This window comes from Paenibacillus oryzae (genome assembly GCF_001675045.1).
In the GTDB taxonomy this organism is placed as follows: domain Bacteria; phylum Bacillota; class Bacilli; order Paenibacillales; family Paenibacillaceae; genus Pristimantibacillus; species Pristimantibacillus oryzae.
Window position 1 is genome coordinate 95,277 of sequence record NZ_LYPA01000046.1, and the last position, 21,637, is coordinate 116,913.

16 protein-coding genes are annotated in these 21,637 nt (G+C 48.6%); 9 read left to right on the forward strand and 7 right to left on the reverse strand.

The genetic code is table 11. From position 1 onward, the window contains the following. The first annotated feature begins 122 nt into the window (after positions 1-122). The gene (locus A7K91_RS08855; RefSeq protein ID WP_068681778.1) at positions 123-680 is read left to right on the forward strand and encodes a GNAT family N-acetyltransferase; all 558 of its coding nucleotides are present in this window, start codon (positions 123-125) and stop codon (positions 678-680) included. Between the two features lie 138 nt (positions 681-818). Here the strand turns inward: A7K91_RS08855 and A7K91_RS08860 are convergent, their stop codons facing one another. Next, the gene (locus A7K91_RS08860) at positions 819-1,643 is read right to left on the reverse strand and encodes a sugar phosphate isomerase/epimerase family protein (RefSeq protein ID WP_068681780.1); all 825 of its coding nucleotides are present in this window, start codon (positions 1,641-1,643) and stop codon (positions 819-821) included. Positions 1,644-2,123: 480 nt separating this feature from the next. Here A7K91_RS08860 and A7K91_RS08865 point away from each other — a divergent pair, with 480 nt between their 5' ends. Next, on the forward strand, positions 2,124-3,152 hold the full coding sequence (locus A7K91_RS08865) for an alpha/beta fold hydrolase (protein WP_068681782.1): 1,029 nt from the start codon (positions 2,124-2,126) through the stop codon (positions 3,150-3,152). A gap of 103 nt (positions 3,153-3,255) precedes the next feature. After that, positions 3,256-3,570: a hypothetical protein gene (locus A7K91_RS08870; RefSeq protein WP_068681784.1), complete on the forward strand. Its 315-nt coding sequence runs from the start codon at positions 3,256-3,258 to the stop codon at positions 3,568-3,570. A 725-nt stretch (positions 3,571-4,295) separates the two neighbouring features. Here A7K91_RS08870 and A7K91_RS08885 read toward each other — a convergent pair. From A7K91_RS08885 to A7K91_RS08895, 3 genes are read right to left on the reverse strand one after another with little or no spacing between them, the layout of a single operon-like run. After that, positions 4,296-5,330 (reverse strand): sugar ABC transporter substrate-binding protein, encoded by a 1,035-nt coding sequence (locus A7K91_RS08885; protein ID WP_156739425.1) that lies wholly within the window; start codon positions 5,328-5,330, stop codon positions 4,296-4,298. Further along, complete coding sequence (locus A7K91_RS08890) at positions 5,284-7,044, reverse strand: response regulator (protein WP_068681792.1); 1,761 nt, start codon at positions 7,042-7,044, stop codon at positions 5,284-5,286. Before A7K91_RS08890 ends, A7K91_RS08885 begins: the two co-directional genes overlap by 47 nt. Next, the gene (locus A7K91_RS08895) at positions 7,041-8,840 is read right to left on the reverse strand and encodes a sensor histidine kinase (protein WP_068681877.1); all 1,800 of its coding nucleotides are present in this window, start codon (positions 8,838-8,840) and stop codon (positions 7,041-7,043) included. Before A7K91_RS08895 ends, A7K91_RS08890 begins: the two co-directional genes overlap by 4 nt. Positions 8,841-9,065: 225 nt before the next feature. Between A7K91_RS08895 and A7K91_RS08900 the strand changes: the two genes are divergently transcribed. The 5 genes from A7K91_RS08900 (at position 9,066) to A7K91_RS08920 (ending at position 14,920) form a co-directional block, all read left to right on the forward strand. Beyond that, entirely contained in the window at positions 9,066-10,103 is a 1,038-nt protein-coding gene (locus tag A7K91_RS08900; protein WP_068681794.1) for an ABC transporter substrate-binding protein, read from the forward strand. Between the two features lie 91 nt (positions 10,104-10,194). Continuing rightward, positions 10,195-11,712 carry a sugar ABC transporter ATP-binding protein gene (locus tag A7K91_RS08905; protein ID WP_068681796.1) on the forward strand — a complete coding sequence of 506 codons (1,518 nt, stop codon included), beginning with the start codon at positions 10,195-10,197 and terminating at the stop codon, positions 11,710-11,712. Beyond that, the gene (locus tag A7K91_RS08910; RefSeq protein WP_068681798.1) at positions 11,709-12,734 is read left to right on the forward strand and encodes an ABC transporter permease; all 1,026 of its coding nucleotides are present in this window, start codon (positions 11,709-11,711) and stop codon (positions 12,732-12,734) included. Before A7K91_RS08905 ends, A7K91_RS08910 begins: the two co-directional genes overlap by 4 nt. Continuing rightward, positions 12,727-13,713, forward strand: a complete 987-nt coding sequence (gene yjfF, locus A7K91_RS08915; RefSeq protein ID WP_068681800.1) for a galactofuranose ABC transporter, permease protein YjfF — start codon at positions 12,727-12,729, stop codon at positions 13,711-13,713. Before A7K91_RS08910 ends, yjfF begins: the two co-directional genes overlap by 8 nt. Before the next feature lie 58 nt (positions 13,714-13,771). Further along, positions 13,772-14,920: an ABC transporter substrate-binding protein gene (locus A7K91_RS08920; protein ID WP_082967320.1), complete on the forward strand. Its 1,149-nt coding sequence runs from the start codon at positions 13,772-13,774 to the stop codon at positions 14,918-14,920. A gap of 1,166 nt (positions 14,921-16,086) precedes the next feature. Here the strand turns inward: A7K91_RS08920 and A7K91_RS08925 are convergent. From A7K91_RS08925 to A7K91_RS08935, 3 genes are all read right to left on the reverse strand, one after another. Further along, positions 16,087-18,321: a sensor histidine kinase gene (locus A7K91_RS08925; RefSeq protein WP_068681802.1), complete on the reverse strand. Its 2,235-nt coding sequence runs from the start codon at positions 18,319-18,321 to the stop codon at positions 16,087-16,089. Next, a complete protein-coding gene (locus tag A7K91_RS08930; protein WP_068681804.1) occupies positions 18,299-18,991 on the reverse strand; it encodes a response regulator transcription factor in 693 nt (230 codons plus the stop codon). Before A7K91_RS08930 ends, A7K91_RS08925 begins: the two co-directional genes overlap by 23 nt. 188 nt (positions 18,992-19,179) lie before the next feature. After that, positions 19,180-20,553 (reverse strand): S-layer homology domain-containing protein, encoded by a 1,374-nt coding sequence (locus A7K91_RS08935; RefSeq protein WP_068681806.1) that lies wholly within the window; start codon positions 20,551-20,553, stop codon positions 19,180-19,182. Positions 20,554-20,815: 262 nt separating this feature from the next. On the opposite strand from A7K91_RS08935, the gene A7K91_RS08940 reads away from it, so the two are divergent. After that, positions 20,816-21,613 carry a CPBP family intramembrane glutamic endopeptidase gene (locus tag A7K91_RS08940; RefSeq protein WP_156739427.1) on the forward strand — a complete coding sequence of 266 codons (798 nt, stop codon included), beginning with the start codon at positions 20,816-20,818 and terminating at the stop codon, positions 21,611-21,613. Positions 21,614-21,637: the final 24 nt, after the last annotated feature.

A 21,637-nucleotide genomic window follows, 5' to 3' on the forward strand; every position in this document is an offset into this window, starting at 1 on the left:
TTGAGATTTTTACAAGCTTCTGGTAATGAATGAGTATAGTCATTTTATACGTTTTTTCGTTTAATCTTTTGACGGATAATAGGAATGGAGTATGATTACGGGTTAATTGAGGAGTCGTAGATATGAAAATTGAAGGGGAAAAAGTCCGTCTCTCCAAAATAGACGAAAATAACTTGAGCTTTGTTAGCGAATTGGAATGTAATAGTATGGTTTGGCAGTATGAGGAGTCTGTGGAAAAGGACAAGGAGGCTGCCAGGAGCAAATATAGGGAACAAATGAATTCGCAGTATCATTATGATTTTGTCATCACAAAAGAGAGTAATGATAGCGAGAGTACTGATTTGGAATCGCCTATCGGGATCGTTCAAGCCTGGAGCTACGTGGAGCATAGGCATAGCTGGGAGCTGGGTTTTGGCATGCTTGCGGATTATCAGGGCAAAGGCTACGGGTATGAGGCTGTTCAGTTATTGCTGCAATATATGTTTGAAACAACAAACGCCCGAAAAATCGTTGGCATGTGCAATAGCAAAAATGTGAAATCAATCAAGCTCATGGAAAAGCTGAATATGACTAGAGAGGGGATTTTTAAAGAGGAATTTTTATGGAACGGCAACTATTGCGATCAATATTTTTATTCGATTCTAAAAAAAGAATGGCAATCGGCTAACAAGGGAGGTTAGCGGGTTGCCGAAAAAAGCCGCTTCGTAAGAAGCGGCAACGACCCAGTTCATTCGGCTGAGAGCGATGCAACGATTCGCTTTCTTCGCCAAGAGAAGTGCAGTGTACCATTTCAGAACTAAAGTCCTGTAAGGATGTTTTTATCGTGCAGCGGCCCGTCCTTCACGTACGAAGCGGGAGGCGGCTTCCATCTGCTCCTCGCGCACATCCTCAAGGGTGACGAAGCCATGCGGCTTATGCGCCTCCAGCAGGGACCAGAATTGTGGATAATTCAGATTCCCCAGTCCGGCTGCCGTATTTGTTAACCCGCCATCCTCGCCGAGCTTCATGTCTTTGGCATGTGCGCTGACAATTCTCGGACCCAGCTTGCGGAATGCGTCCTCAATAATGGCGTCGCGCCTTGCAAAGTTTTTTGCATTCAGCAGATTGCATGGATCAATGACGACGCCAACACAGGAGGAAGGAAAACGCTCCAGCGTCTCCGCCATTGTATCAACGCTGCCGATCAAATGAGGATCGGCTGCCTCAAGCCCAATCGTGACGCCCCAACGCTCGGCTTCTTCCACAATTTCCTCCAAGGCGCGATGCAAGCGCTCCCAATGCTGCCTATGCTGAGCCGGATCTGACGGGACGCCAACCTCGGTCGCCACAATTGGCGCACCAAAATGCCGCGCATGCCGCACATGCTCCTTGAAACGGTCCACGTTATGCCGATAGCTTTCGTTGTCGAGCTCAATCAAGCTGGCATAACAGCCGAGAACGGCAATACCAACCCCCTTTTTGTCAAAAGCGCCTCCGATTTCATTAGCTAATCCCGGGCTAAGCTTGCCCAAGGAAAAATCAATATTTGCAATCGCTTTGCTCAGCGCAAGCTGAACGTAATTAAATCCACGCTCCGCGACCTTGTCCGCCAGCTTATCGTAAGGCTGCTTTCCGAGCAGATGGGCCAATACTCCAACCGTCATTTTGCTTCCCCCTTGTGTGTAAATGTTAGGTTTGCTCTATTATATCATTGCACCGACAGCTAAGGAATTGTTTAAAGGTTGGTGAAACTTTATGGTATGTTTGATTTTTTCATTCGTGGGCTTATGTGTAAATCAGCTTGTTTTTTTATAACCTGATCTGTCATTTTCCGGTCACTGATGACCGTTAGAGTCTGAAAAAGGGGGATTCGTCTTGAACAACGGTCACCCGTGTCCTTTAGCGATCAAAATGAGAGCAATCGGACGGGATTATGCGGTTTTACGGACGCCAATGTCCTTAAGAAACTAACAATCCGTTAAAAACGCCTTTTAAAGGTCATTGTTGTCCGTAAGATTGGACACATCATTTCCTGTTTCCTTGTTCATACTCCGTTCATGTTGTCGTCATGGAGAGTACATCTTGGCTGATTAGACTTAAATGAATGGATTGTTGAGCCATTAGAAAGATAAGGATAGGAGCAGATGAAATTGACGCAGCTAGAAATAAAGGAAAAACGGAGCCGTTCGAAAATAAAAAAAGCATTGTTCATTTTGCTTAAAATAATCACGGTGCTAGTCATGTTGCTTGTGTTATTTGTTGTGATTGTGTATACCGTAAACAAGATTAGCAGCAATGCCGAGCAAAAAAGAATGGAGCCTTACGGCCAGCATGTATCTGTAGACGGAAAGCTGATGAATATTTCGGTTCAAGGTGAAGGCGAAGAAACGATTGTGCTGCTGCCCGGCTTTGGCAATCCGTCGCCGTATCATGATTTTAAACCGCTCGTAAGAGAATTAACTCCTTATTACCGGGTTGTGGTAGTAGAACCTTTTGGTTACGGTTTGAGCGATCAGACTGATAAGGAGCGCAGCACGGCGAATATCGTAAGCGAGATTCATGAAGCGCTGCAGAGTCTTCAAATTGACCGTTATATTCTGATGGGTCACTCCATTTCAGGAATCTATAGTCTGGATTACGTGAATCAATATCCAGATGAAGTGAGTGCGTTTGTTGGGCTGGATAGCAGCGTCCCGGCGTTAAGCGAGCAGAAGATTGATTCGTCAATGACCGCGCCGGTTAAATGGTTCCGTAATTTGGGCTTTGCGCGTTTACAGATCAAGCTGGAGGCTGATCCTTATGACGGACTGGCCTATGATGAAAAAACGAAGGAGCAATTGAGCATTTTGATACGTAAAAACAGGTTCAACAATACTCAATTAAATGAAGCCGAAAGCATGTTTGATAATTTCCTGACGGCTCAGACGCAAGCTCTTCCAGCTGATCTGCCCGTCCTGCTTTTTGTCCAGGCTAATCATCCGGCAACAGATCAGTGGGTGCCCGAGCATGAGAAGCAAATAAAGGACTCTGCAAATGCGGAGCTGGTGCTAGTGGAAGGGGATCACTACCTGTATCGCACCCATTCAAAAGAAATCGCTGAAAGCTTTAGAGGGTTTATGGCGGAGCTTGGGAACGGGGCAGCCTTTATTGACAGTGCTGCTGGAAACCATTAAGGTAATGGAAGAATAAAACGTCATGTAGCGGCAGATCAAAAAATCCGCTTTCCATACTTAATAATGAACGCTTAATCATGAATTTTTACTTTGGAGGCTGCTTATGAGTCAGAAGCAACGTTTTGTTATTACAAGATCCATGCAACCAAATGGGGGTGGAGGGGAAATTTCGCTTGAGGAGTGTAAGGCTTATTTTGAAGCAAGAGCGGATTTTACTTATGAAAAAGTGCTGACCGTAAAAGGTCCGGAGAGCACGATGAGCATAGAAGGCGACTTTTTTATGTGGAGGCACGGGGAAACGCAATTTCCGTTCCGGCATTATATGGGAGATGTGTACGTTGCTATCGCGCATGAAGATATAGTGCCTGTTATGATTGAAGTTGCAACCTTTTTTCTGGCAGACATTGTGGAGGGGTAACGGGAATGTCCCGCGCCCCTCGCACATGTAGGGTAACGTTTGTCTGCTCCATGTGCTTGGTTATGGCCATCGATTCGGTGGAAAGGAAAGGCGAGGGAGAAAAAGGGATAAAGAGGGATAAAGAGGGAGAAAGAGGGAGAAAGAGTCCTGACGTTTGTCTCATTTCCTCTTCAATTTTTAATGCTTGAAGGGTAGTTGTACGGTACCCCGATTAAGATGCCGTTCACGGCAAAAAAACGTTGTACGAATAATCGTACAAATCCTCCAGTGCGAAGCCCCGAGGCCTGCATTTTGTACGTATAATCGTACAAATCCCCCAGTGCGAAGCCCCGAGGCCTGCATTTTGTACGTATAATCGTACAAAGCACCCAGTGTGAAGCCCCGAGGTCTGCAATTTGTACGAATAATCGTACAAATCCCCCAGTGTGAAGCCCCGCGGCCTGCATTTTGTACGAATAATCGTACAAATCCCCCAGTGTGAAGCCCCGCGGCCTGCATTTTGTACGAATAATCGTACAAATCACCCAGTGTGAAGCCCCGCGGCCTGCATTTTGTACGAATAATCGTACAAAGCCCCCAGTGTGAAGCCCCGAATCCTGCATTTTGTACGAATAATCGTACAAATCACCCAGTACGAAGCCCCGAGGCCTGCAATTTGTACGAATAATCGTACAAATTGCAAATGCCACTCATGCAAAGCGGCACGCACAACACAAATCTTCATGTTAACGCCTCTGCCGTTTCTGGAGCCTCGTTACGTCGGGGAAAGCGTCCACAGTGTCCCGCGTCAGCACCGCCGTTCCGGTATCAATGTGATCCGGCAACGGCTTTTTGTGTGCGGCGCTTACAAGGCTGGATATGATTTCTGTTGCCCAGCGTTGTTCATTTTGCGAAATAACCGACGTAATTTGTCCGTTATGGATAGCCTCCTTTATGTCGCTTTGCATGCCGAAGGCAATTACATCTCTGTTTAACCCCTTGGCTTTCCAGACAAGGATGGAGGAGGCGGGCGACCACAGGTCGAGCGAAACAAACGCATCAAAATGCGGATGGCCGTCAATCATGATTTCCATGTCGGCTAATGCCTGATCCTCGCTTCCGTTGTTGAAACGGACATCCAGCACCTGAATGTCCGTTTTGGTATTGATGTATTGAAGCATGCCGTCAAGCCGCTGCTGCTGCGCCGGCAATTTGGGAAAACCGCTTTCCACCAGCACCATCCCGCGACCTTTGAGCAATCCATCCAACACCTCTCCAACCAATATTCCGGCCTCATCATGATTGCTCCCGATATACGTCGACCGGCTGCTGTCCGGCGAATCCGTCTCAAAGCAGATGACAGGGATTCCTGCAAGCACGGCCCGATCAATGACGGGAGCAAGCGCATCTCCGTCCACCGGACTGACGGCAATGCCGTCGACTTCTTGCTTGATCATTTGCTCCATCATTCGGATTTGCTGCTCTATATTGAATTCATCCGGCGCCTTGACGATCAGCTCGATTTCCAGAGGGGCAGCTGCTTCCTCTGTCATTTGAGTAATCATTTCATAGAAGGGATGCGCTATCGGATACAGGATGCCAAACGTAAGCGGCGCCTCGCTGCGGGGCTGCGGCCCGGTAGGATAAAGGGAAGGCCTATGTTCCTCGGAGGAGCCGCTGATGCAGCCCGCGGTTGTGAACAACACGATTAAAGAGACAAGTGCAAAAAGCCGCTTACCCATGCTTGAAGGCAGGAGCATAGCCGTCTCCCTTCGTCTCAAGCGTCAGCCCGCCATTTTTCCGGAATTGCTTGGTTGTCATGCCCGTCACCCTTTTGAACAGGTTGGAAAAATAATGTGCATCGTTATAGCCCACCAAAAAAGCAACCTCATAGGATTTGGCCGGGGTCGTCAGCAGCAGCTCCATTGCTCTTTTCATCCGGGTCTGGGTCAAATGCTCGATAAACGTCTGTCCGGTGCCCTGGCTAAACACCTTGCTTAGATGGCTTGGACTGAGCTGAACATAGTCGGAGGCGCTTTGCAGCGAAATATAGTCTTTGTCATAATGCTCCTCGATGTAGGCTTTTACCTTGTCAATCAGCTCGCTATATCTGTCGGCTCCTTCGGTCCGCCAGCTCCAATATTTTTTGGCAAGCCGCACGAGGTAGGCGGAAGCTTCATCCGAGGTTCGGATGGTGCTGATTTCGGACTGAAGGCTTATCAGCGCCTCCTTGTACGAGATGCGGAAGGATTGCTGGGAGACGTGCAGCACTTCAACGGTCAAATCGTTAAGAAGATAATAACCGAGCGGCGAGCTGTCCCAGTTTTGACGGTTTATTTCCGCCATGTAGGTTGTAATAAAGGCTTCCACCTCTGCCGGCTGGCCCAGCCTCAGGAAGTCCATGAACCTGGAGCGTTCCAGAAACAAGGCGGGATCAAGCAGAGCTTGAGCCGATGTGTTCATATCCAGGCGGTTTTGTCTGGAAAGACGTTGTCCATGCATATCCTCCTCAGCCTCCAGATAGGAGAGATGAATGCTTTGCAGACGGTCATATATGCTTCCGATTCCGATCGCAGCCGCCTTATTCCCGGTGTTATTGGCCTGTTTGCGCTGCTTGTGGAAATGCTCAAGCGTTTCGTCCAGCTGCGCGCGCGATTCACCCGTAACAATCCATACTGTCTCGGAGCGGCTGCGCTTGTAGGAAAGCCCTTCAACGGTAGAGCGAAATGTTGATAGTGCAGGCCGCATTTCCTGCAATGATCGAGACGCATCGCGTTCAAGTGTCATGCTGTCTGAATGCAGTGACACATCGCGTTCAAGCGTCATGCTGGCCGAATGCTGTGACGTATCGCGTTCAAGCGTCATGCTGGCCGAATGCTGTGACGTATCGCGTTCGAGCGTCCTGGCAGTTTCATTCTGCATCAAATCGCGGTCATCGGAAATGACGACGGCGTAATAAGGCGCAATCAAGTCGAGAGAAAGCGAAGAGCTCCAGCGAATCGCCTCCGAGGCGGTCAAAAAGCCGCAGCATAGCTCGCCAAGCAGCTTCTCCTTCGTCATCGTTTTTTTCTCCGTTTCGCTTTGCAGCAGCTTTCGGGCTTGCTCCTGCTGGAGCCGCTCCGCGTCGATTTTTGAGCCAACGCGGTGCAGCAGCTGAAGAATGCTGGCCGCGCTGACCGGCTTCAGGCAATATTCCTCAACGCCAAGCTGCAGCGCCGTACGGGCATATTCAAATTCGCCATGACCGCTAAGGATAACAATTTTGACATGGGGCATGCGCTTGCGGACAATGCCGCTTAGCTCAAGGCCGTCCATAAACGGCATCATAATGTCCGTAATAAGAATGTCGGGCTGAAGCTGCTCGATCAGCTGAAGCGCAATTTCTCCGTCAGGCGCATCACCCACGAACAAAAAGCCTTCCTTCTCCCACTGGATGCATTCCTGAATCGTTTCTCGAACGAGAATTTCATCATCCACCAGCATGACCTTTTTCACGGGTTTTGCTCCTCTCTCATTGGCAATCTGATGATAACCTTTGTTCCGGCGCCTTCAGCGCTTTCGAGCCTTACGCCATAGGATTCGCCGTAATACAGCCGCAGTCTTTGCTCCACATTATAAAGGCCGAATCCGCCTGAAACCTCCTTGCCGGTTTCCTCCGGCAGCTGCTGCGCCAGCAGGCTGCGCCGAAGATTTTCCAGCTTAGCCGGCGTCATACCGGCGCCGTTGTCCTCAACCATTAGGAGCATTTCCTTCTCCGCTGTTTCATAGCCGACGATACGGACAAGCCCTTTGCCCCTTTTATTTTTGATACCGTGATAGATTGCGTTTTCAACGATGGGCTGGAGCGTCATTTTCAAAATGGAAAAAGGCATAAGTCGAGGGTCAACATCAATTTCGTAGTCCAAAATATCCCGGTAGCGCATTTGCTGAATGACCAGGTAGCTATGCACATGCTCCAGCTCCTTCTCGACGCTGATCCAGTCGCGGCCTCTGCTGAGCGATATCCGAAACAGCTTGGAGAGCGCCTCGACAAGCAAAATGACCTGCTTGTTGCGGCCGGCCTCCGCCATCCAGACAATGGAGTCCAGCGTATTGTACAGGAAATGAGGGTTGATTTGTGCCTGGAGCGCTCTCAGCTCCGCCTTTTTCATCGCTTCATGCTCCTTGATGCTGGTGTCCAGAAGCCCTTTGATTTTGCCCAGCATAATGTTGAAATTGGCGCTTAAGTTGGCGATTTCGTCCCTGCCGGTTGTGGAGACTTTGGCTTCCAGATAGCCGGAGGCGGCCAGCTGCATTTTGTTTTTGAGCAATTGAACAGGTCTGGTTAATCTGGCGGAAATAAAGAAATGCAGCGTAATGGCGAAAAGAATGCTCAGAATGACACTGACAATAATCATTTGCCGGATGGAATTGGCTTCCTGCACGATTTCCTGCAGCGGAACATAGCCGATAATGTTCCACCCCGTCCTCGGAGAATTGGATGCAAAAATAAATTTCGGTTTTCCATACGAAGAATCAATATAATGGCGCTCCGGCAAGGAAATGACATCCCGTCCGTTTGGCAGCTTATCCGCTTGACGTCCCGACGGGGTGAATATGGGCGTGCCTTCGGTATCCGCAACATAGAAAAAACCGCTTTTGCCAAGCGTTGTCCCGTCTATGGAACGGACCACGATGGAATCGTCGATGTCGATCACGATAAAGCCGATAACCTCATGTGTAATTCGCTGCTTGACGGTCGCCATAATGGAAATGACGTTGGAGGTTTCGTATTGAAAGCCGTCGATCCGGTCAAGCGGCGACGATTGGGACGGCGGAATGTTCAGTATGTCGTCGGGATGGCTGGTCAAGTAGGCAAAATGGTGGTTCCGCAGCGGATTTTTGTCCAGCTGAAAAACACCGCGCCGATCACTGATTCCTCTTCCGTACAAATTGATAATGGAGATGTTGAGGACGCTTTCGTCGCTGTAGGTATCCAGATAGGAGTCCATTGTTTTCAGAATGTCTTTTGCATCGGAATAGGTATCGCTTTGCGAGAGCAGGAAGTGAAGGACGCGGGGATCATTGCCAAGCTCCAGCAGCTTGCCGGTATCCTCGAAGAGCAGGTCGATATCGCGCGCAAGCTGCTCGCCTACAAGCATGGAGGACGCCTTGCTATTGCCAAACACCGTATTAAAGGATTTCTGATAGGAAACCAGGCCTACGATAATCAGCGGCACGCAGGTGAGCATGATAAACATCGTAAGCAGCTTTGCCCGAAGGCTGGAGGCAATCCAATGTATGAGCTTCATAGGTTTACTATACCAAAATCCAGGATTTAAGGATATGGAAGCGTAAACAATCGCAAGAAAATACACGAAACGAACAAAAAAGAAAACAAACAACGTCTGGATGCCCAAAAATGCATAAAAATTTACAAGGATTACGCATCAAACTCCGTATAAGACTCCAATGTAAGCGTTTTATAATGGGTTCAAACCAATGGAGTTGGTTATTACAGGGGAGGTATGAAGGATATGAAGGCTGTAAAAAGGAAAGGGCTTGCCCTTGTGGCATTGGCGGTTATGCTGTTTTCCGCCGCTTGCTCGGGGAACAGCGGGGCAAATCCTCCAGCCAGCAATGGGGGCGGAGCCTCCAGCTCGTCAACGACAGAAACGACAAAAGCGCCGGAGGGCAAAAAAATAACGCTTGGTTTTTCTCAGGTCGGCGCGGAAAGCGGCTGGCGCACAGCCAATACGCAGTCGATTCAGGATTCGGCGAAGGAAGCCGGCTACGACCTGAAGTTTTCCGACGCGCAGCAAAAGCAGGAAAACCAGATTAAAGCCATTCGTACCTTTATTCAGCAAAAGGTAGATGTTATCGCCTTTTCCCCGGTAGTTGAATCGGGCTGGGACACGGTGCTCAAGGAAGCAAAGGATGCCGGCATTCCGGTCATTCTGACGGACCGCGCCGTTGATTCCACGGATACGTCGCTGTATGAAACGTTTATCGGCTCCGACTTTGTTGAGGAGGGCCGCCGCGCCGGAACCTGGCTCGTCGAGCAGTTCAAGGACGCAACAGAGGATGTCAACATTGTGGAGCTGCAGGGCACAACAGGCTCCGCTCCGGCGAACGATCGCAAATCGGGCTTTGACGAAATTATTTCCTCCAACCCCAAATTGAAGGTTATTGCATCGCAAACGGGAGATTTTACGCGCGCCAAGGGCAAAGAGGTTATGCAGGCGTTTCTGAAGGCAAATCCGGACATCGATGTGTTGTATGCCCATAATGACGATATGGCGCTTGGCGCAATCCAGGCAATCGAGGCAGCTGGCCTCAAGCCTGGAGAGGACATTATCATCATTTCGGTTGACGGCGTCAAAGACGGCTTTATTGCCGCAAGCGAAGGGAAAATCAACTTTATCGTGGAATGTAATCCGCTTCTTGGTCCTCAGCTGATGGAGGCTGTTCAAGCCGTGGTCGATGGAAAAGAGATTGAAAAGCGGATTGTGACTGAGGAAGGCGTATTTACATCGGAGGACGCGAAGCGCGAGCTGCCGAACCGCAAATATTAACCCTGAACAGCCGGCTTGCCGGAAGGGAAAGGAAGCCGTATCCCGGCGTTATGCCGGGACGGCTTTGTTGCAAATAGAGAGGAGCATTCCGATGGAAGAACGCCGGCCGATTCTGCAGATGAGGCATATTCACAAGCAATTTCCGGGCGTTAAAGCGTTGTCGGACGTACAATTCCGTTTATTTCCCGGCGAGGTCCATGCATTAATGGGGGAAAATGGAGCGGGCAAATCAACGCTGATCAAGGTGCTGACGGGCGTATACAGCATTGACCGCGGCGAGGTGGAGCTGGAGCAGAAGCGCATCGTCATTCAAGGACCGCAGGATGCCCAAGCTGCGGGAATCAGTACGGTTTATCAGGAAGTGAATTTATGTCCGAATTTATCCGTAGCGGAAAATATATTCATCGGCAGAGAGCCAATGCGCTTTGGCCGCATTCAGTGGAAGAAGCTGAACGCCGCAGCCGCAAAGCTGCTGGAGGAACGTATGCATTTAAAAATTGACGTGACGCAGCCGCTTCATGTGTATCCCATTGCCATCCAGCAATTGGTTGCTATTGCGAGAGCGCTCAACATTTCGGCTAAGGTGCTTATTCTTGACGAGCCAACGTCAAGCCTCGACCGAGGCGAGGTGCGCCAGCTGTTTGACGTCATGAACAAGCTCAAGAGCGAAGGGCTTGCTATCCTGTTTGTCACGCATTTCCTTAACCAGGTCTATGAAATATCCGATCGAATAACCATTCTCCGGGGTGGAGAATTTGTAGGGGAATATGCGGCTTCCGCATTGCCCCGTATAGAGCTGGTCTCCAAAATGATCGGAAAGGAGCTGAAGCTGCTGGAGGAGCTGCCCAAGCAGCCGGCTGCTGCTGAGAAGAAGGAAAGCGGTATTTTGATGGAAGCCAAATCGCTTGGCAAAAGAGGGGCGATCGAACCGTTTGACCTCTCCATTCGGCAGGGGGAAATCGTGGGGCTTGCCGGCTTGCTGGGATCAGGCAGAACGGAAGCGGCGAGGCTGCTGTTCGGGGCCGACGCTCCCGATCAAGGCTCTCTGGTCATTGGAAGGGGAGGCAGCGCGCAGACGCCAAGACGAGCGATCGACAACGGCATCGCCTTTTGCTCCGAGGACCGTAAGGGAGAAGGCATTATTGATGACCTGACCATTCGCGAAAATATCGTGCTTGCGCTGCAAGCCTCACAAGGCTGGTTCCGCAGCATATCAAGGAAGCGGCAGACCGAAATAGCCGGGCAATTTATTGAGGCGTTAAACATCAATCCGCCTAATCCGGACCAGCTGATCAAAAATTTGAGCGGCGGCAACCAGCAGAAGGTGCTGCTTGCCAGATGGCTGCTGACAGACCCCAAGCTGCTTATTCTGGATGAACCAACCCGCGGCATTGATATCGGGGCGAAGGCGGAAATTCAGAAGCTGGTCATGTCGTTGTCGCAAAAGGGCGTGTCCGTATTATTTATTTCATCGGAGCTTGAGGAAGTACTGCGGGTTAGCGACCGTATTGTTGTGCTGCGCGACCGGAGGAAGGTTAAGGAGCTGCAGGGCGATGAGATGAGCGAGCAATCCGTTATGAAGGCGATTGCCGGAGGGGGAGAAGGATGAAGCATCATCTGTTTTGGCCGGTCACTCTGCTGGCTTTGCTGCTGCTGTTTAATTTGCTGTACGATCCGTCGTTTTTTTCAATCAAAATCAGGGATGGCCGTTTGTACGGCAGCTTGATCGACATTTTAAACTTTGGAGCGCCGCTTATGCTGGTTGCGATTGGCATGACGCTTGTTATTGCAACAAAAGGCATTGACCTGTCAGTTGGCTCCATTGTCGCTATTACAGGGGCGATGGCCTGCATGACCATCAGCAAAGGCACGGACCAGAATAGCTTGGGACTGGTGGCCATGGCTGTAATTATGGCGCTTGGCCTGTCGCTGCTGCTGGGGCTATGGAACGGCTTTCTTGTTGCCGGCATTGGCATTCAGCCCATTATCGCCACGCTGATTCTGATGGTTGCCGGCCGGGGCATTGCCCAGCTTATAACAAACGGCCAGATCATTACCTTAAACAGCGGAAACTACAAATACATCGGGGCTGGCGACCTGTTCCGGCTGCCGTTTTCCATTTTTATCGTTGCCGTTGTGTTTGGGGCTGCGGTTCTCTTGACCCGTCGGACAGCGATCGGCATGTTTATTGAATCGGTCGGGAACAAGCCGGTGGCAAGCCGTCTTGCGGGCATACGCGCGAAATCGGTCATGATTGCGGCGTATCTTTTCTGCGGTCTCTGCGCCGGCATTGCCGGTCTCATTCTCAGCTCCAACGTTTCCAGCGCCGACGGCAACAATGCGGGCCTTTGGTACGAGCTTGACGCTATTCTTGCCGTTGTTATAGGAGGAACCTCCTTGAACGGCGGACGCTTTTATCTGGCAGGCACCGTTATCGGGGCGCTTATTATCCAAACGTTAACGACCACAATTTATGTTATTAATGTTTCGCCGGAAATTACGCTTGTTGTCAAGGCGTTTGTTGTGCTGGTCGTCTGCCTGATCCAATCCGAATCGTTCCGGCAGGCGATTGTGAGCCGATGGAAAACGCGCCGGTACCCTGCCGAAAAGGAGACGACCCGCCATGCTTAAACGCCAGCATATGCCTATTTTTGTAACTATCGCTTTGTTTGCTTTTATGTTTATTGCCGGGTCCTTCCGGTATACAGGTTTTTTCTCTGCCCAGGTGCTGCTCAATTTGTTCATCGACAATGCGTTTCTTTTAATCGTTGCAATAGGAATGACGTTTGTTATTATTTCAGGAGGCATTGATCTTTCGGTTGGCTCGGTAATTGCGTTAACAACCATGATTTCATCCACGCTGCTGCAGGACGGCTGGTCTCCGGTGTTTGTCATTCCGCTGGTTCTGCTGCTGGGACTGCTGTTCGGCGGGGCAATGGGGGCCATTATTCATTATTTCAAAATACAGCCGTTTATCGTTACGCTGGCGGGGATGTTCCTTGCAAGAGGACTCTGCTATGTCATCAGTACAAATACGATTACGATCAATCACGCCTTTTATACGGCTGTTGCCCAAACAAAGGTAACCTTGCCGGGCGGCAATTTCGTTTCCATAAGCGTGCTAATCGCGCTGCTTGTGTTTGCCGCAGCCTTTTATATGGCGCATTATACCCGTTTTGGCCGCAATACGTATGCGTTGGGCGGGAACGAACAATCCTCGGTGCTGATGGGTCTGCCTGTTGCTCGGACAAAAATCGGAGTTTATATGTTTAGCGGATTTTGCTCCGCGCTGGCGGGCGTTGTGTTTACCTTCTACATGCTGTCCGGCTACGGCCTGCATGCCATCGGGATGGAGCTTGACGCAATAGCCGCGGTTGTCATCGGAGGCACTCTGTTGACCGGAGGTTTTGGTTATTTGGCCGGAACGCTGTTTGGGGTGCTGATTCAAGGCGTTATTCAGACAATTATCAGCTTTGAAGGAACGCTAAGCTCGTGGTGGACGCGCATTGTCATCGGTTTGCTCCTGTTTTTCTTTATTTTATTGCAGAAGCTGTTCAGCAGCAGAGGGCCGCTTCAAAGAAATATTGCGCTTGATGGGAAGAAGGATTAATCAGGCACGCGTCGAATTCCCTCTTTTATCCATCTGCTGTTTATTGGGGGGAGGCGCTATGAGGAGCATAAAGGAATGCCAAAAGAAATTCAAAAATGAAAGCAAAAATAATGAAAGCAAAAAGCAACGCAAAAAGAAATATGAAGGCATAAAGGTAATAGTAAGCAGGAGCGTTTTTTTTGCGATTCTGATAGTGCTTACCATATCGGGTATCATCGGTTGCGAATCGGCTGAACCAACGGGCTCGCAGCCTGCCTTCGAGAAGGAGCAAACGCTTATTTCGGTGAAGGAGCAGGCGGAAGTGGAGGATACGCAGCCTATTAAGCATCATATCAGGCTGGGTTTTTCCCAGCTGGGCTCGGAGAGCGATTGGCGGCTCGCCAATACAAATTCAATACGTGAGGCAGCCAGGGAAGCGGGCATCCAGCTTTTATTTGAAAACGCCGAGCAATCTCAGGAAAAGCAATTTGAAGCCGTGCGTTATTTTATAGAGCAAGGCGTTGATGTCATTGCGATTGCGCCGGTGGTGGAAACAGGCTGGGAGGCCATCCTGCAGGAGGTGCAAGAGGCTGGTATTCCCGTACTTATTATTGACCGGAAAATGGAGCTGTCGGACCCGTCGTTGTATGTCACCTTTATCGGCTCTGATTTTTACGAGGAAGGCGTTATGGCAGGCCGGTATTTGCTGGACAAGATGCGGGATCGGCCGGGAGAAATTACGATTGCCGAGCTGCGTGGAACGGAGGGGGCTTCTCCCTCCATTGACCGTGGCGCAGGCTTTCGGGAGGCGATCCGCGAGCGTGCCGAAATGACCATTCTCGCCAGCGAACCGGCGGATTTTACTCAGGCTCGCGGCAAAGAGGTGATGAAATCCTTTCTGGAGGCTCATGGAAGCCGTATTGATGTGTTGTATGCGCATAATGACGATATGGCGCTTGGCGCAATCGAAGCGGTGGAGGAGGTAGGGCTGAAGCCGGGCAAGGACATCATCATTATTTCCGTAGACGGCACGCGGCAGGCCTTTGAAATGATGGTGCAGGGCAAAATCAATGCGGTTGTGGAATGCAATCCTATGCTGGGGCCTAATGTGATGCAGGCGGTCTTGGAGCTGATGGAAGGACGGACGCTGCCGAAGCGCATCATTACGCCGGAGAGAATATATACAGAGGTGACCGCCGAAAGAGAACTTAACAACCGCATCTATTAGAGGAGGTTCAAAAAGTCCGCTTCCCATTACGGGTCATGACTGGCGTCATGGCCGGCGGCGAATATGGCATTCAGCCGAAATCTCCGGTCCTCACGTAGCTTAGACTACGCTCCGGTCCTCGATTTCTAGCTTCATGCCATCTTCTTGGTACTGAAAAGCGAACTTTTTGAACTTTCATTTTGGTGAGGTTCAAAAAGTCCGCTTCCCATTACAGAAGCATGACTGGCGTCATGGCCGGCGGCGAATATGGCATTCAGCCGAAATCTCCGGTCCTCACGTAGCTTAGACTACGCTCCGGTCCTCGATTTCTAGCTTCATGCCATCTTCTTGGTACTGAAAAGCGAACTTTTTGAACTTTCATTTTAGAGAGGTTGTTCAAAAAGTCCGCTTCCCATTACGGGTCATGACTGGCGTCATGGCCGGCGGCGAATATGGCATTCAGCCGAAATCTCCGGTCCTCACGTAGCTTAGACTACGCTCCGGTCCTCGATTTCTAGCTTCATGCCATCTTCTTGGTACTGAAAAGCGAACTTTTTGAACTTTCATTTTAGAGAGGTTGTTCAAAAAGTCCGCTTCCCATTACGGGTCATGACTGGCGTCATCGCCGGCGGCGAATATGGCATTCAGCCGAAATCTCCGGTCCTCACGTAGCTTAGACTACGCTCCGGTCCTCGATTTCTAGCTTCATCCCATCTTCTTGGTACTGGAAAGCGAACTTTTTGAACTTTCATTTTAGAGAGGTTGTTCAAAAAGTCCGCTTCCCATTACGGGTCATGACTGGCGTCATGGCCGGCGGCGAATATGGGATTCAACCGAAACTTCCGTTGCTCACTTAGCTCCCACTAAGCTCCGCTACTCAGTTTCTAGTTTCATCCCATCTTCTTGGTACTGGAAAGCGAACTTTTTGAACTTTCATTTAAAGGGGGTTCAAAAAGTCTACTTCTCGGAGCATGACTATGAGAGTTTAATAATAAAAACAGGCGGTAGGCCAGAGTGTGAGATGTTCTGGAGAAGCGAAGCGTTCGCTTGTGCTCCCGGATTTCACCATTTGAAAAGTAGAATCAGGAAATCTGGGAACAATTGCGATCGGAAGAACTTCTCACACGGCGGCCCTCTTCGCTGGAATTCTTATTAATATTTCGTCATGGCCGGCGGGGAATAAGGAGTTATCCTGTCTTTAGTGTGACGGTAGCTTTAAACAGATCGCCGTCTGTCTCCAATGCAAGGCGGCCGCCATGCAGCTCGATGATTGATTTTGCAATGGCGAGCCCAAGGCCCGAGCCTTCTGTGTGGCGTGAGGTATCGCCGCGTTTGAAGCGCTCGAATAATTCCTCGGCATTTTCGCCGATTTCATATTTTGACACATTTTTGAAGGAAATGACGACTTCGCGATGCTCCAAAAGCTGCATGGAGATATAGGCGCGCGTACCCTCTAGCGAATACTTCAGCATATTGCCGATCAGGTTGTCGAAGGCGCGCCATAGCTTTTGACCGTCGATGTACAGGATCAACGGCTCCTCCGGCAAGCTGATGCGAAATTGAATATCGGAGGCATCCATTATTTCCTTATGCTCTGCTATCGCTTGCTGCATAAGCTGGACGAGATCAGATTTCTCCGGGAGCAGCTTAACATTGCCGCTAGTCATTTTGGACACCTCAAATAAATCGTCAATCATCGTTTTTAATCGCTTTGATTTTTGGTTAATAATTTCAATGTAGGCGGCGCGCTCCTCGGCCGTTGCTTCCGTTTCCTTCAGTAATCCGGCGTAAGTGATAATGGAGGTTAACGGAGTCCGCAAGTCATGGCTGACGTTTGTAATCAGCTCTGTCTTTAGTCTTTCGCTTTTGGCCTGTTCGTTTTGCAGCATGTTGAAGCCTGATCTTAAGGCATTCATATTGGCAGCCAGAGATGATAATACCCCGGTTCCCGATTGAAGAAGCTCATTTGGCGTTTGGCCGGCGGCCAGCTCGCTTGAGGCACTGGCAATTATGTTGAGACGGCTTAATTGGCGAGTTAACAGGAAAAATAAGGAGCCGCCGATAACGGCTATAATAGGCACGCAAACCAGGAATGCATCATCGTTAAATTGATAGTATGGGAAAAAAGCCCATGCTGCGAAAAAGCCAAGTCCAATTAAAAGGAAAAACAGAATAACAAGCTGAGCTCCGGCGCTTTTGTAAATAAAGGAATCCTGTACCGACTTTATGGCTTTAGCCAAAGCCGTTTTTATACGGAGGAAGCCGCGAACCAATAATGATTGTCTCCATTGACTTCTGAGGCTGCTCCAGCTTCTTAATTCGTTAATAAGGAATTGCCCTTGAAGAAGAGCCGCTGCTACGGCAAGCATCGCGAATGCAAACGAAATAAGCAGCGTCGCGTTATAAAGCAAGGAGAACTCAGCTAGCTCAGAGTAGTAGCTGGCTAAATCGCTCAGCAAACCAATAGCAATCGCCGTCGCTCCAGCTAACAGCACTATTTTTAAATCCAATGGAAGCTTGTGGTGAAAATCCTTCCATCGGCTGGATTCAGCCCGCACGGATAAAATGCCTTTGTAGCGGGTGAAGCAGCCGGCCATCAGAATGATGCTTGCAAGTCCATAAGCGAGCAAAATCCACTGCTCCCACTTGTATTTTATAGCTTCCTTCTGCATGGTGCTTCCCTTTGGCACTGAAATCCAGCCTTGATAAGGGAGAGGAGAGCTTTCAATTAAGTAGCTGCCCTCCAACGAGTAGTGAGGGGAATTAAAAATGTCTATTGTATAGTCTGTCGTATAGAGTTGACTGCCGCCGTACATCGTTTTTTGTGCGTCTATTTCATTTGCAACATTCAAGTTTGTATGGACCATGCCCATGGAAGGGTTTTGCAGGTAATAACGGAACTGGCTTTTCAAATCATTAAAAAGTGTCCGGTACATCTCACGCTGTCTGTAGTACTCGTCAATGCGTTGCTCCTTTACTTTGCGGATCAGAGGAATAACAACTTCGTTATCCTGAAATAAGGCCATCAACGCTTCAAGCTTGTCCTCCTTCTGCGCTTCGTAATATTTCTTCAGCTTATCATCGCTAGCGCCAGCCGCTTGCTGAATGAGAAATTCATATTCCTCCGAAATCAAGCTCATCTGCTCCGATAGCGGGGATAACTGATTCCGGTAGTTAACAATATCCTGCTCATCCACGGTTATGAGGGATTTGGCCTTCTCCTCGGAAATCGAATTAAGCTCGAACAGGTTCAAATAAGAAGCAAATTGCTCAAGCTGCACCTGGAATTTTGACGATTTGAAATAATCGGGATACAGGTAACGGCTTCCCTGGTTTAGCGACAGCACCAGTCCGTTCAAAGCAAAGGTGACTACTAAGATGTAGATGATAAAAAGAGTGCTATTTTTCCATTTTGTACCCAATGCCCCACACCACCTTCAAATATCTTGGATATTTAGGATCAATCTCGATTTTTTCGCGGATTTTGCGTATATGTACGGCAACCGTATTTTCGGCATTAAGTCCCGGCTCCCTCCAGACGCGTTCGTAAATTTCCTGAATCGAAAAGACGCGCCCCGCATTTGTCATCAGCAGCTCTACTATTTTGTATTCAATTGGCGTCAGCTTCACCGATTCTCCGTTTACGCTTACCTCCTTGCCCTCCTGATTCAAGACGAGGCCGTGAAGATCAATTCTTTTTTTGACGCCTTCGTAGGAGCCCAGGTTTACATATCGCCTCAGCAGCGATTTCACTCTGGCAACAAGCTCCATAGGGTTAAACGGCTTCGATACATAGTCGTCCGCCCCTACGTGGAGGCCCAATATTTTGTCGCTGTCCTCGCTTTTGGCGCTCAAGATGAGAATGGGAAGATTGCGGCTTTCCCGGATTTTGATCGTTGCGGCAATTCCGTCAAGACGCGGCATCATAATATCCAGAATGATGAGATGCACAGGGCCAGCCTCCAGCAGCTGGAGCGCTTCAAGCCCGTCCTTGGCCTTTAAAACAGAAATGCCTTCCAGCTTTAAATAAATGTCAATGGCGTCGCGAATTTCCGTATCGTCGTCGACAACCAGCACCACGTGCTGCTCCATCTGTATCCTCCTTATTAACCATCTATTTCCTTACTCATTATAGTTGGAAAATCTTAATATCCAATAATCAAATTTATGAAGAACTTCTTATTTTCGGTTTGATACGCCGCCTCAACAAAATAAACCGTACAGAGCCTAAAGGCTGCGTACGGTTTTTTGAACGGGTACAAGGAGGTGAGCAATCTCAGTTACTTTTTCTCCCGAATGATTGCATCATTCAACAAAAACGCAGAAAACGAAATAGTATTGTCTGTCAGCAACCCGCCGTTGTTGCTTGTATTAACAAATCCGAGATTGGCAAAAACCTCGTATTCTACATTTTTTTTGATCGTTATAGATTTGAACAAAGCGAGATGCGTCCCAAATTTGGGAGAAGGGTCGTAAAATAGATGGCTTTGATCACTAAAGCTTGTTGCCTTGAATGTAAAATAAATCCTCATATAGCTTTGGCCATCTACAAATACAATCGAAGGCTCTGCCTTAACAATCCCTCCCGTAACTTTAGTTTTATTTTTTTTCGCAGCTGTTATGTAGGTTCCAAGCGTGTCATTTAATTGCCGGTCCATATGGTCGGAATTTCGTGGATTAACCGTTTCTTTGATGGGCTTCATCCAGTTTTTATCCAGCTTTGTGTAGTCTACATTTATTAAATGGGAAATGTATGTTTCAGCAAGCTCTACCCATTCAACTAAATGATCGGTGTTGTAAACGACATAGTCCTGATTGGCATATGACCGCAGATCCGTAAATGCAGCAGGAGTGATATTGGTATGGTAAGACTTGAAGCTATGGTTAAGCTCGTACATTTCATTAGGCCACTCTTCCAAAATGTAAGGGAAATCCTTTGCTTTTTTTGGAAGATTAGTTGTGCGGATAGCTCTGCCCCAAGGATCTTTTTTGTTCAGCTTCACTTTATCGGCGGCCTTCAGCGCTTTCTGGTCTACGGGCAGCTTTTCCCCTTGCTTCACACGCAAAATCCGGTCGATTACAACTGCGGCTTGAGCGCGTGTTGTCTTCACTGCGGGTTCAAGCTTGCCATTGCTTGTACCGCTAATCAAGCCTAATGAGATGGCATCGTACATATCGTCCTGAATATTTTTTCTGCTTACAAGCGCGCGAACGCTTATATGCGCGAGCTGATGCTTGCGAAGCGGCTCCTCCCAATTGGAATAAGGAAACATCTCCTCTTGAAATAAACCTTCCATTTTTGCCGTATGGACATAAACGTTTTCTTCAAAAGATTCTATTAGCGGCAACTCTAATGCCTTTACCAGCATCGTAAAAAATTGCTTGCGCGTGACGGCGTCATCCGGCTTAAACCTGTTGGTGGAGGAAGCGTCGATATAACCCTTCTCATAACCCTGCACGATAACGCTCTCCGCCCAATGTCCCTTAATGTCTTTAAAGGGGGAGGCTTGACTGGAAAAGAGAGAAAATTCTACTGTATTCCCGGGATTGGGAGTTATGCTTTTGGCATAAGCGGCATGGCCCAATAGGGTTGCTATGAGCGTGGACAATATAGTTACGGACCATATTTTTTTGATTAATCTGGTTTGCTTCATAGTTTCTTTCTCTCCATCCATACAAAGAAATAAGTTAAACATCTAAATAATTACATATTTCATTATATAAGTATAGTATTGATTTTTCTATGATTGACGTCACCTAACGTCATCTAATGCCATCCAACAGCAGCTATAATAATGTCCCACAATCAGCCTCTGACGTCCGTCACTTATCATATGACGGCTTTTTTTTGTACATTTATTTGCGTAAATACATGGAGCAGAAGGGGTGTAAACGTTGAGGAGAGGAACAGGCAAGTTGAATAACGAGTTAGGAAGTTTAATGAAAGAAGCAGATCCTGATCAATACAGCATCAGAAAAATAGCGGGGCTCTGGGCGCTAGTGACATTTCCGGTGGCTTTTTTTCGGTTTGTTCTATTGCCGCTGCTGGTGCCCATCGTTAATATTCATCCGGGCATCCTTTTTTGGCTGCTTATGATTGTTGGCATGATATGGCAGTTTGTATTATCCGTTATTATTTTGAAAAAGGAGCTGGGAAGCCTGACCTGGGCAGGGCTGAAAAAGAGGCTGTGGCTTCAACACCCCACCCATCCCAAAACCTTCAAGGTTTATAAAATGGCCTATTCCTTTACCGTTCCGATTATCTTGTACGCCTTTTTCTTCGAAAGCTCAGGGTTGTTTGCGTTTATGGAAGAAGGGATTAACGAGGTCTTTCCAATGCTGGCTCCGCCGGATTATACTAGGATTGAAAATCTGGCGGTGCCCGAATTCGTCGGGGCCTGGTATTTGCTTGTCATTGCTTTGATCAGCTGCCTGTTCAATTACTTGTTGGGTGAGGAATTGTTTTTTCGAGGTATATTTCTTCCCAAAATGAGGGGGGCGTTCGGCAAGTGGGATTGGGCCATGAATGGCGTCTTATTTGCAACATACCACCTTCATAAAATATCGGAGATTCCTCTGTTTCTGATCGGCTCGTTGTTTTACGGATTTTTGAATGCCAAATACCGCAGCTTCTGGCCGGCCATCATTGTCCATGGTGTAGAGGCTATTCCATTGCTGCTTGGCGTGACGGCTGTTGTTTTAGGCTTCCTGTAGGGCAAGCTTGTGGGGCAATCCAAT